An 11893-nucleotide genomic window follows, 5' to 3' on the forward strand; every position below is an offset into this window, starting at 1 on the left:
CCGAGCAGGCGGGTGTGGCACTCGCGCCGAGTCCGAGTGCCACTCCGGAGACCCTGCCCAGCAGCGCCGAGTCCGCGCCCGTCGAGCAGCCGCAGGCGCAGCAGCCGCCGGCCACCCAGGAGTCGGAGAAGGGCGAGGGCGGCGACGGCGGCGACAAGGGCGGAGGTGGGGAGGCCAAGAAGCCCGCCAAGCCGGCCGCGAAGCCGGTGGTCCCCGCCCAGAACATCCTGCTGCGGAACACCACCAGTCACATGTGCGCCGAACTCCCCGGACGGGAGAAGGGCGAGCTCGACGGTCCCGTCCAGCAGGCGGTCTGCGACGACACCGACGGGGACAACCAGATCTGGAACCTCGAGGTGAAGTACGCGAAGGCCGGCCCCGGCGGGGCGGACCTCTTCCAGATCCGGAACATCAAGGATCAGTACTGCATGGACCTGCCCAACCACGGTGCGGTTGCCGTGGGGACGCCCGTCACCGAGTTCAAGTGCGACAGCACCGGCGCGACGGACAACCAGTTCTGGTGGGTCGACAAGCAGGAGAGCGGGGCCTACTGGATCCGCAACTTCTCCAGCAACCAGAAGTGCCTCGGCGTCGAGGGCGCGAACGGCGGCGCCCTCTTCTCCAAGATGGTGCTCGACAACTGCAGCAGCGTCGACGACCAGGAGTGGGAGATCATCCACCCGAAGAAGGGCTGACGGCCGGAGGGGGCCCGGCGGCCGTCACCAGCCGCCTTCCCCCGGGACCAGCCTCCCGGCCTTGCGGTACTCGCGGCGGGCGCCCTCCAGGAGGTCGTCCGCCGTCACCATGTCGTCGCGTCCGGCGGCCAGGTACGCGGCCGTGACGACCGCGCTGCGGATCGAGCCGCCGGCCAGCTCGAAGTCCCGGGCCAGCACGCCCGGGTCGATGCCGTCGGAGGACGGGACCCGCGACAGGCTGTGCCGCCACAGCGCCAGGCGCTGCTCGACGTCCGGGAACGGGAAGTCGACGACCAGGTCGAGGCGCCGGGTGAACGCCTCGTCGATGTTGGCGCGCAGGTTGGTGGTGAGCAGGGCGATGCCGTCGAAGGACTCCAGCCGCTGGAGCAGGTAGGCGCTCTCCATGTTGGCGTACTTGTCGTGGGCGTCCTTGACCTCGGAGCGCTTGCCGAAGACGGCGTCGGCCTCGTCGAAGAGGAGTACGGCGTCCGTGCGGTCGGCCTCCGTGAAGATCCGCTCCAGGTTCTTCTCGGTCTCGCCGACGTACTTGTCGACGACCGACGACAACTGGACCACGTACAGGTCGAGCCCCAGGTCGGCGGCGACGACCTCGGCCGACAGCGTCTTGCCGGTGCCGGACTCGCCCGCGAACAGGCCGAGGACGCCCCGGCCCCGGCCACCGCCGGCGCTGAGCCGCCAGTCGCCGAGGACCCGGTCGCGGTGACGGGCGCGCAGGGCCAGCTCGCGGAGCTGGACCAGGGGTTTGTGGGGCAGTACCAGGTCCTGCCAGTCCACGTCGGGACGGATCCGGCGGGCGTGGCTCTCCAGCCCGGAGGCCGACTGACGCCGGGCGGCGAGCCGGACGTGCTCGGCCGCGACCGGGGTGCCGTCGAAGGCGGCGAGGGCCTGGGCGGTGTGCGCGGCCCGCTGGATGCGGTCGCCGCCGAGCCGGTACGGGGCGACGGCCGTGGCCAGGTCGAAGCCGTCGGCGTCGGCTCCCAGCGCGGCCCGCCAGACGGCCACACCACCGGCCCGGCGGCCCGGGGCGTCCAGGACGAGCGGGTCGGCCGGGGCCCAGTGGGGGTCGTAGGGGCGCGGGTCCGTCATGAGTACGGTCACGTCGGTCGCGGCGGTCAGCGCCCGCACGAACGGGCCCGGCTTCTCGGGCAGGCCGGACACCACGATCGCCCGGCCGCCGAGGCGGGCCTCGCGCAGCAACTCGGGTACGTGGTCCTCGGGGGCGGTGCAGCGCAACGCGTCGATACCCGCGGCTTCCAGGACGGTGGACAGGACGGCCAGGCCGTCGCCCTCGCGCGGTTCACGCAGATAGGCGGTGAGCGGGCCGTCCTTCAGCCGGGCGGCCAGGCGCCGGACGAAGACGTCGGCGTCGCCGCCCGCGGCGGGCAGCGGGTCCGGCAGCGGGAGCAGCAGGCCGAGGAGCGCGGCGTCCGGGGTGTCGTCGCCGAGGAGGTGGCCGATGAGCCGGTCCGGGACGCGCAGCGAACGGGTCAGGAACGGGCGCTCGGGTTCCTCGACCTCCAGCAGGCCCAGGGCGCGCAGCGGGGCCGAGGCGTGGAAGCGGGCCCGGGCCGTGGCCACGTGCGCGGGCACCCCGCACAGGTCGAGGGCGAGGCCCACGGTGGCGCGCCGGCGGCTCACGTCGTTGTTGAGGTAGCCGTAGAGCGGCTCGAACGTGCGGTCGACGTCGGGGGCGAGGGCGACGAGCAGGGCGCCGGTGTCCAGCTCCGTCAGCCGTGCCTGCTCGGCCAGCCGGGCCAGCCGGTCCCCGAGGCCGGCCGGAGCGCGGGCGGGGACGGACTCCACGGGCACGCCCACGCCCGCGGGCTCGGCGTCGGCGGACGGCCAGGTGCGCAGCAGGTGATGGACGGCCTCGTCGGGGAGGTACAGACCGCGCAGCGGATCGTCGGCCGTGGGGTCGTCGGTGGTGCGGTGCTCGACCAGCGCGGCCACCCGCTCCCGCAGGACCTCGAGCCGGGAGAGCAGCGCCCGGCCGGGACCGCCGGGGCCGGGCGGAGCGGCGGCCGGTGTGCCGGTGGTGGAGGCGGTGGCGGGGGTGCGGGTGTCGGCGGTCGTCACTGTCGTCACTGTCGTTTCGTGCGGCCGTCCGTTACGGCCTTGCGGGCCGCGCGGGCCGCCACCACCTGGTGCGGCCGGTGCGAGCGGCCCTCGGACATGGGCGGGTCGCCGTCGACGCCGCCGACCCGGACCGTCGCGCCCTCGGTGACCGGGGGCCCGGCGTCGTACTCGGGGTAGGCCGGGAAGGGCGCGGTCACCACCAGGTCGAGGGACGGCTTCAGCTCGCCGCCCAGGGCGGACCAGATCTCGGCGAGGGAACGGGACTCGGTCTGGACACCGGCCACCGACATCGGCACCGGGAGATTCATCGCGCCGAGCGCGCCGGGGAGTTCGTAGGGCGGCAGCTGCTCGCGGGGCAGCAGCGTCGCCAGTACGGCGGACAGCAGCCGGTGTTCGTCCTGCGGGGTCTTCGTCCAGGCGGTCACCAGGTACGACAGCCGGAACCAGCGGGGCGGCTGACGGCGCTTGACGACGATGTCGTCCTGGTCGCGCACCGCCACCTGACCGCGGTGCCGACGGCCCACGTCCTCGCGGATGTCGTACAAGTAGGCGTTGACCACGGGGGCGTTGCGCCGGGCCGCCCAGTCACGGGTGGGTGCCTCGAAGGCCACGTCGATGCCCGAGTCCGTCAACGCCCCACCCTTGAGGAGGGCCTTGAGGACCTCGTCCACCTCGTGGATCACGCTAGCGCTCCCGCCCTGCCCGCACTCGAGTCCGCGCGGCCCGCCCGCTGCCGCCGGTCACCGGTGCCTGCCACCGATGCTCTCACCGATCGTTCCTCCGGCCCGTCCCGCCCGCACGCGCCCCGGGGACGACGGACGGGCAGGATGCCGTGCCCGCGCGGACCGGTGGGTCCGCTCTCGATTGCCCGTTCGGTCAGATGTAGCCTTCCCGGAGGGCATAGGCCACGGCGTGGGCGCGGTTGCGCAGATGCAGCCGCGTGGTGAGTCCGTGCATCACGTTCTTGACGGTGCGTTCGGAGTAGGACAACTTGCCGGCGATCTCTCCGGTGTCGAGACCCTCGGCGACCAGCCGCAGGACGTCCACCTCTCGGGGTGCGAGGCCCAGCGAGGGGGCGCCGGGGCGGCCCGCCGCGCCTCGGTGCAGCGTGCCCACCTGGCTGATGAGCCGGCCCAGCAGGTCCGCGGGCAGGTCGCCGTCGCCGCGCGAGGCGGCCAGTACGGCCTGCACCAGCCGGTGGGCGGTGGCCTCGTGCCGCCAGACGATGGCGCCGACACCGCACTCGACGACGTCGAGCAGTTCGCTCTCGCGGATCGCACCGACCACGAGCACGGCGCGCGCGCCCTCGCTGCGCACGATCCGGCGCAGCCGGGTGAGCGCAGCGTCGTCCAGCGCGTCCTCGATGAGCAGGGCCACCGTGCCGGGCCCCGACTCCTCGCGCAGGTCGATCTCCGGGTGCCGGCGCAACTGGCTGACGGCGCCCTCGCGGCTGATCGGGTCCGGAGCGGACACCGCCACCGGGACCCGCCGGTCGATGCCGCCGACCGCTTTGCCCGGCCCGTGCGCGGACGTCGTGGATGTGGCGGATGTGATGGATGTGGTGGTGTTCCGGGGTGAGTTGAGCAACCGTTTCCCCCCTGTTCACGTGCCCGCACTCCGGCACAGGCCGGTAGCGGATGTGCGTGTTCCACACTTATGGGACTGCTGGGACTTCGCAATCGTGGAGCACCACGAGGCACACCACGAGACCAGCGCGCCGACCGTCACGAACGGCCGTCGCGCGGGTGTTCCGGCAGGTCACAGGGGGCCCCGCAAGGACGCGGGGCCCGTGGAGCCGGCCGCGGACCACCGTGACCCGCGCCACTTCGCACCACCGTTCACCGCAGTCGTTCGTCTCACACACCGGGGGAGCACCATCCACCACAGGAGGCACCGATGACCGGACCGCTCCGTGAACGCGACGACGCCCACGCGCTGTTGGCCGCCGAGATCGAGCGAGCACGGGCCGGCACCGGCCGCCTCGTCCTGCTGCGCGGCGCCAGCGGCACCGGACGCACCGCCGTACTGGACACCGCCGCCCGGCACGCCGAGGACCTCGGCCTGCGGGTGCTGCACGTGCGCTGCTCGCCCGAGGACACCGCGGTGCCCTTCGCCATGGTCCTCCACCTCCTCGGCCCGGTACCGGAATTCACGGACACGGCGCCCGGCGGCGACGACCGGGGCAGCGCCGCCCGGCTGTGGCGGCTGCTGCGCTCCTACGCGGCCGAGGGCCCGGTGCTGGTGGCCGTCGACGACGTCCACCTCGCCGACGAATCCTCGCGCCGCTGGCTGACGGAGGCGGCCCGGCACGTCGACCGATTACCGGTACTGCTGGTCGCCACCGAGCGCAGCCAGTACGACATCGACCCGCGGCCCGCCGGACTCACCCAGGCGCTGTCGCCGTCCCTGGTGCGCACCCACACCCTCGCCCCGCTCAGCGACTCGGCGGCGGCCGGGCTGGTCCGCGACGCCTTCCCGGACGCGTCCGCGCGCTGGACCGAGGAGTGCGTACGGGCCGGTGCGGGCAGCCCGCTGCTGCTGCACGCCCTGCTGGACGACCTCGGCGGCACCCCGCACCCCGACGGCGTCCCGTCCGTGCCGGACAGCTGCGCCGCGCTGTACCCCGGGTCCTACCCGGCCGCCGTCTCCTGGTGGCTGAACAGCGCGGGCCCCGCGACGGCCGACGTGGCGCGCTGCCTCGCGGCCCTGGAACAGGCCTGGCCCACGGGCCCGCCGGACCACCGGGCCGCACTCCGGCATGCCCTCCCACACCCGCAGGCGTCCCCGCCGGATGCCGCGTACCGGCAGGCACCGCCGTCGGACGGCGTGTACCGGGAGGCGTGGCCGTTGGCCGGCGCGGGCCGACAGGCGTCTCCGTCGGGTGCCGCGCACCCGCAGGCGTCCCCGTCGGGTGCCGTGTACCGGCAGGCTGCGCCGTCGGACGGTGTGTACCGGGAGGCGTGGCCGTTGGGCGGTGCGGACGGGCAGGCGTCTGCGTCGGGCGGCGCGTACGGGCAGGCATCTTCGTGGGACGGCGCGGACGGGGAGGCGTCCCCGTCGGGTGCCGTGTACCGGCAGGCTCCGCCGTTGGCCGGTGCGTACGGGCAGGCGTCGCCATTCGGTGCCGCTTACCCGCAGGCCCCGGCGTCGGACGGCGCGTACCCGCAGGCCCCGGCGTCGGACGGCGCGTACCCGCAGGCCTCGCCGTTGGACGGTGCGTACCGGCAGGGCTCGGTGTTCGGCGCCGTGCGTCGGCACACCCATGAGACGCCGACGGCGCGGACGCGTCGGCCCCGGGACGTCGCGCCGGGCTGCCGGGACGTGTGGAGCGCGGGCCCGGGGGGCGGCGGCGCGGATCCGCGGACACCGCTGCCAGGCGGTCCCGGCCCCGGAGCGGAGCTCCCGGAGCACGGCCCCTACCCGCACCCCGACGAGCCCGCCGACGGGTCGCCGTACCCGGCGTACCCGGCGTACCCGGTCCACGGGCCGTACGACGGACGACCGGAGTCAGCGCCCGGCGCCGCCCACGGCCGCACCGGACCGCCCGCCCACGCGCCGCACCGGACGACGCTGTGGCGCACCCCCTCCCCGCCCCCGGCGCGGGGGTCGGCCGGGGACCCGGTCGACGTGCTCGCCGAGGCGGCCGGGGCCGATCCCGCGCGGATCGAGGGCTGGCTCGCCGCCATGACGCGGCTCGGTCTGCTGCGCCCCGACGCGGGCGGCCGCCCCCGCTACGCCCACCCGCTGCTGCGCGACGCCGTACTGACCGGCTGGCCGAGGCCGCGCCGCGAGGCCGTGCACCGGTCGGCGGCGGAGGCGATGCTGCGCCGCGGTGACCGCGTCGAGGCGGTCGCCCGGCACCTGCTGCGCACCCCGGCCGTCGGTCTGTCCTGGGCGCTGCGCGTCCTGCGCGACGCCGTGACCGTCGCCGTGCACGACGCCCGTCCCGCCGACGCCGTCGGCTATCTGCGCCGGGCGCTGGACGAGCCGGTGTCCGACGATCTCAGGCAGCGGCTGCTGACCGAACTGGGCTCCCTGGAGTACGCGTCGGCCGACACCCCGGCCGCCATCGCCCGGCTCGCCGAGGCCCAGCACCTGCCGGCCGAGCCGCGCAACCGGGTGCGTACGGCCGTCGCCCTCGGCACCGCCCTGGCCGGCCGCGGCGAGATCCGTACGGCGATGGAGGTACTGCGCCGCACCGAGGGCAGGCTGTCCGGCCACCCGGGCCTGGCCCGCACCGTGCAGACCGCCACCGCGCTGCTGTCCGACGAGGACCTGGCGACCCGGCAGGAGGTGTACCGGTGGCTGTCCGAGACCGGCCGGCACTCCCCGGAACTGGTCGGCACCGCGGGGCTGGCCCTGCTGGTGCGGTACGCGGCGACGGCCGCGCTGATCTCCGCCGACGAGGCGATGGTCCGGGTGCGGGACCTGCTCGCCCAGCCCACCGACCCGCTCGCCGAACCCTTCCTCCTCGGCACGGCCGCCGCGGTCGCCCAGTGGGCCGACGAACTCGACGAGGCCGAACGGCTCGTGGAACGCGGCCTGGCCGGACAGCACCCCGCCCTGCTGCACCCGATGCAGCACGCGCTGCTCAACACCCGCGCCGACATCGTTGCCTCCCGCGGCGACCACGCCCGGCTGCTCGCCCTCGCCGCCGACCGCGGGCCCGGACGCAGCTCGGGTCCCACCAACCGGGACGCCCACGCCCTGATGGCGCTGGTGCACACCGGCCGCACCGACGAGGCCCTGCACCACGCCGCACGCTTCGACCTGCGCGAGGTGCCGGAGAACTGGGAGCTGAACCGCTACCTGTACGCGCGGGGCGTGCTGCGGGCCGCCACCGGCGATCCGGCGGGCGCCCTGCACGACTTCCTGGAGTGCGGGCGCCGCCAGGCGGCCCGGGAGGTGATCAGCCCGGTCGTCACTCCGTGGCGGACGGCCGTGGCGGAGTGCCGGCTGGCGCTGGGCGGCGGCCCGGAGGCGCTGGCCCTGGCGACGGAGGAACTGCGGCTGGCCCGGGTGTGGGGCACCCCGCGCACCGTGGGCCGCGCCCTGCGCGTGCTGGGCACCGCGACCGGCGGCCGCCGCGGCCTGGAGCTGGCCGAGGAGGCTGTACGGACCCTGCGGGACGCGCCCGCCGACACCGACATGGAGCTGATCCCCGCGCTGCTCGCCCAGGGCCGCCAGCTCCTCGACGCGGGTGAGCGCGGACGCGCCCGCGCCCGGCTGCGCGAGGCGGCGGAACTGGCCGAACGCAAGGGCGCCCTGCGCTGGCTCACCCTCGCCGGGCAGGCCCTGCGCGAGGGCGGCGCCCGCGGCCCGGTGGCGTCCCGCACCGGGGCCGGCGCACTGACCGGCAGCGAGCGCCGGATCGCCGAACTGGCCGCCGACGGCCGCACCAACACCGAGATCGCAGAGCTGCTGCACCTCGCCCGGCGCACCGTGGAGACCCACCTGACCAGCACCTACCGCAAGCTGCGGATACGGCGCAGGACGGAACTGCCGGCCGCCCTGGAGCGCGGCGGGCGCCGGGAGCGGGAGCCGCACCCCGACACCCGCGGCTGAGGACCGACGGTGACCCGCGCCGCCCTCACAGGCCGCGCAGCAGCCGCCCGATCTCCATCTGCTCCGTCTCCAGCGGGTCGCCGTCCTCGACGTTCCACAGACTGTTCTGCAGCACGCGGCCGAGGGACCAGGCGCGGGCCCGCGCCCGGTCGAGACCGAGGACGTCGGTCATGGCGTCGAAGCGCCACCGGGTCTCGCCCGGGTCGTAGCGGTTGTCCAGGGCGGGCAGCAGGTCGAACCCCGGGTCGCCGGCCAGCGGTTTGGGGTCGATGGCGAGCCAGGGGGCGCGGTCCGCGGCGAGGACGTTCTCGTAGTGCAGGTCCCAGTGCAGCAGCCGGTCGCCCGGCTCGTCGGCGACCTCCCGCACGGCCGCCGCGCAGTCGGCGACCAGCCGCCGGTCCGCCGGGTCCGCAATGCGCTCCAGGGTGCCGGGCGTGCGCTCCAGCATGCCCCGCGCGATGTCCCCGAGGCGGCGCACGCCGGGCGGTGCGGGGGTCGCCGTGAGGTGCGCGAGCATCCGGGCGATGACCAGGACGGCCTCGCGGGAGTCCTCGACGTGACTGAGCATCCGGCCGGAGTCCAGGCGCTCAAGCAGCATGGTCCCGGTGGCCGGGTCGTGGTCGAGCAGCCGGACCGCGCCGTCCCCGGCCCACACCCGCAGGGCCAGCGGCTCGCCCTCGGTCTCGGCGTCGAGGATCTGGAGCTTCAGCACGGCCTCGGTGCCGTCACGGCGCACGACCGGCAGGACCAGCGCCGCCCACCCGTGCATCGACGGCCCGTCCAGCCGCAGCTCCCACCGTTCGAGGAACCCGGCCGCCAGCGCGGGCAACCCGTCGACGAAGGCCCGCCCGGCCTCCCCGTTGTACTTCACCTGCGCGGCCACGAGCCCTTCGGGTACGTCGATCACACCGCCGGACGCTACCGGCGAGCGGGGCCCGCGGTCACGCGGATTTCCCCTCAGCCCACCGGCTCCCGCACCGCCCGATCCGCCGGCACCCCGTGCTTGGGCGCCTTCGCCGTCACCATCACCCCCGCCACGACCCCCGCCAGCAACATCACCCCGGCCGCCACCCAGATGGCGACCGTGTACCCGTGCACGATCCCCTCCCGCACGATCAGCTCCCGCTGCGCGGGGTCCCTCAGGTGCGCCGCGATCCAGGACGCGCTCGTGCTGGTCGCGATCGTGTTGAGCAGCGCCGTGCCGATCGAGCCGCCCACCTGCTGCGAGGTGTTGACCGTCGCCGAGGTCACGCCGGAGTCCTTCGGGGCGACCCCGGCGGTGGCCGTGGAGAACACCGGCATGAAGGTCAGGCCCATGCCGAGGCCCATCAGGAGCAGCGCCGGGAGGATCTCGGAGACGTACTCCGAGTGCACCGTCATCCGCGTGAGGATCACCATGCCGCCGGAGGCGAGGAGCATGCCGGGGACCATCAGCATGCGCGGGCCCACGTGCGGCAGCAGCCGGGCCGAGATCTGGGTGGAGCCCACGACGATCGCGGCGGTCAGCGGCAGGAACGCCAGGCCGGTGCGCACGGGGGAGTAGCCCAGGATGACCTGGAGGTAGTAGGTCATGAACAGGAACAGCCCGAACATGCCGATGACCGCCAGCATCATCGTCAGGAAGCAGCCGGCGCGGTTGCGCTCCCGGATGACGTGCAGCGGCAGCAGCGGCGTCGCCGCCCGGGTCTGCCACCACACGAAGGCGGCCAGCAGGACCACGGCCAGGCCGAACAGGGCCAGCACCAGCGGGTCCGTCCAGCCGCGGGGCTGGGCCTCGCTGAAGCCGTAGACGAGGGCGACGAGACCGCCGCAGCCGAGGACCACGCCGGGCACGTCGAGACGGGCGTCGGCGTGGCCGGGCCGGTCGTGCAGCAGGGCGAACGCGCCGATCACGGCGATGACGGCGATGGGGATGTTGACGTACAGGCACCAGCGCCAGTTCAGGTACTCGGTGAGCACCCCGCCGACGATGAAGCCGATCGCGGAGCCGCTGCCGGCCAGCGCGCCGTAGATGCCGAAGGCCTTGCCGCGTTCCCGCGGGTCGGTGAACGTGGTCGTCAGCAGGGACAGCGCGGACGGCGCGAGGACGGCGGCGAAGACGCCCTGGAGGGCGCGGGCGCCGAAGAGTATCGCCGAGGTGGTGGCGGCGCCGCCGATCGCGGAGGCGGCGGCGAAGCCGATCAGCCCGATGACGAAGGTGCGTTTGCGCCCCACCAGGTCCGCGACCCGCCCGCCCAGCAGCAGCAGGCCGCCGAAGGCGAGGGTGTACGCGGTGATCACCCACTGCCGGTTGGCGTCGGACATGTCCAGGTCGCGCTGGGCCGAGGGCAGCGCGATGTTCACGATCGTCGCGTCGAGGACGACCATCAGCTGCGCCAGGGCGATCACCACCAGCGCCCACCAGCGATGGGCATCGGCCTCCGCGGGCGCGGCGGGTCCGCCTGTCCGACCTGTCCGGGAGCCACTCATTTCGCCAGAAGACCACGATTCGGGACGTGTCGCATCCCGTTGCCCGAGCCGCCGCGCGGAACGCCGCGCCGGCCGCCGGTCATGGTTCGAGGACCACCTTCCCGGTGGTCCCCCGGTTCTCCAGGGCGCGGTGCGCGGCGGCGGCTTCGGCGAGCGGGAAGCGCCGCACGGCCGGGACCAGCCGGCCCTCGGCGGCCTCGGCGAGGGCGCGCAGTTCGAGGGTGCGTACGGGGTTGGCGCCGCCGGCCCGCTGCATCATCACCGGCCCGAGGACCTGCTGGGAGACGCCGTCGACGAGGTACGGGGTGCCGTCGTGCAGGCCCTTGCCCGACCAGCCGAAGACCAGGTGCCGGCCGCCGGGACCGAGCAGGGCGACCGCCTCCCGGGCGACGTCCCCGCCGACGCCGTCGAAGACGACGGTGGCCTCCCTGCCGCCCAGGTGGGCGCGGACCTTGCCCGGCCAGCCGGGATCCTTGTAGTCGACGGCGAGATCGGCACCGTTCGCGGCGACGAGCGCGGTCTTGTCCGGACCGCCCGCGAGGCCGACCACCGTGGCGCCGGCGTTCTTCGCGTACTGCACCAGCAGCGTGCCGATGCCGCCCGCGGCGGCCGGGACCACGGCCACCGAGCCGGGTCCGAGATCGGCGAACTGCACGATCCCCATCGCCGTACGCCCCGTGCCGATCATGGCGACGGCCTCGGCGAAGTCCAGGTTCGCGGGGATCTCGTGGACGCGGGCGAGGTCCGTGACGGCGAGCGCGGCATAGCCGCCCGGGGCGAAACCGAGGTGGGCGACGACGCGCCGGCCCAGCCAGCTCTCCGGCGTGCCCTCGCCGAGGGCGTCGACGACCCCGGCGACCTCGCGGCCGGGGATGGTGGGCAGCTCCGGAAGCGCGGGCGAAGGCCCCTGGATGCCCTCGCGCAGGGCGGTGTCCAGGAGGTGGACGCCCGCCGCGCGGACGGCGACCCTGACCTGTCCGGGACCCGGGGCCGGGTCCTCGACCTCGTCCAGGACGAGGTTCCCGGCCGGGCCGAAGGCGTGCAGTCGGATGGCGTGCATGGCGGAA

The 11893-nt window shown here is 75.1% G+C and carries 8 protein-coding genes; 2 read left to right on the plus strand and 6 right to left on the minus strand.

Annotation, left to right across the window (positions count from 1 at the left end; genetic code table 11):
* The coding region (locus ACFYZ3_RS24550; protein WP_388521546.1) for an RICIN domain-containing protein at nt 1–695 on the plus strand (695 nt) is incomplete at its 5' end.
* Between the two features lie 24 nt (nt 696–719).
* On the opposite strand, the gene ACFYZ3_RS24555 is transcribed toward ACFYZ3_RS24550, so the two are convergent.
* The 3 genes from ACFYZ3_RS24555 to ACFYZ3_RS24565 form a co-directional block, all read right to left on the minus strand.
* Nucleotides 720–2792, minus strand: coding sequence for an ATP-binding protein (locus ACFYZ3_RS24555; RefSeq protein WP_388521549.1), 2073 nt, complete (start codon nt 2790–2792; stop codon nt 720–722).
* A 5-nt stretch (nt 2793–2797) separates the two neighbouring features.
* Nucleotides 2798–3475: a DUF4255 domain-containing protein gene (locus ACFYZ3_RS24560; RefSeq protein ID WP_388521552.1), complete on the minus strand. Its 678-nt coding sequence runs from the start codon at nt 3473–3475 to the stop codon at nt 2798–2800.
* A 193-nt stretch (nt 3476–3668) separates the two neighbouring features.
* Entirely contained in the window at nt 3669–4379 is a 711-nt protein-coding gene (locus ACFYZ3_RS24565) for a LuxR C-terminal-related transcriptional regulator (protein WP_388521555.1), read from the minus strand.
* Nucleotides 4380–4688: 309 nt separating this feature from the next.
* Between ACFYZ3_RS24565 and ACFYZ3_RS24570 the strand changes: the two genes are divergently transcribed.
* Nucleotides 4689–8357 carry an AAA family ATPase gene (locus tag ACFYZ3_RS24570; RefSeq protein ID WP_388521558.1) on the plus strand — a complete coding sequence of 1223 codons (3669 nt, stop codon included), beginning with the start codon at nt 4689–4691 and terminating at the stop codon, nt 8355–8357.
* 25 nt (nt 8358–8382) lie between these two features.
* Here the strand turns inward: ACFYZ3_RS24570 and ACFYZ3_RS24575 are convergent, their stop codons facing one another.
* From ACFYZ3_RS24575 to ACFYZ3_RS24585, 3 genes are all read right to left on the minus strand, one after another.
* Entirely contained in the window at nt 8383–9318 is a 936-nt protein-coding gene (locus ACFYZ3_RS24575; RefSeq protein WP_388522240.1) for an aminoglycoside phosphotransferase family protein, read from the minus strand.
* On the minus strand, nt 9315–10826 hold the full coding sequence (locus ACFYZ3_RS24580) for an MFS transporter (protein WP_388521561.1): 1512 nt from the start codon (nt 10824–10826) through the stop codon (nt 9315–9317). Before ACFYZ3_RS24580 ends, ACFYZ3_RS24575 begins: the two co-directional genes overlap by 4 nt.
* Nucleotides 10827–10905: 79 nt before the next feature.
* Nucleotides 10906–11886: a zinc-binding dehydrogenase gene (locus tag ACFYZ3_RS24585; RefSeq protein WP_388521563.1), complete on the minus strand. Its 981-nt coding sequence runs from the start codon at nt 11884–11886 to the stop codon at nt 10906–10908.
* Nucleotides 11887–11893 lie beyond the last annotated feature (7 nt).

The organism is Streptomyces sp. NPDC001599 (assembly GCF_042893535.1).
Lineage (GTDB): Bacteria > Actinomycetota > Actinomycetes > Streptomycetales > Streptomycetaceae > Streptomyces.

Excerpts from the sequence above, each read along its gene's own strand:
- ACFYZ3_RS24570 (WP_388521558.1), top strand. The coding sequence starts at position 4,689 with ATGACCGGACCGCTCCGTGAACGCGACGACGCCCACGCGCTGTTGGCC.
- ACFYZ3_RS24580 (WP_388521561.1), bottom strand. The coding sequence starts at position 10,826 with ATGAGTGGCTCCCGGACAGGTCGGACAGGCGGACCCGCCGCGCCCGCG.
- ACFYZ3_RS24585 (WP_388521563.1), bottom strand. The coding sequence starts at position 11,886 with ATGCACGCCATCCGACTGCACGCCTTCGGCCCGGCCGGGAACCTCGTC.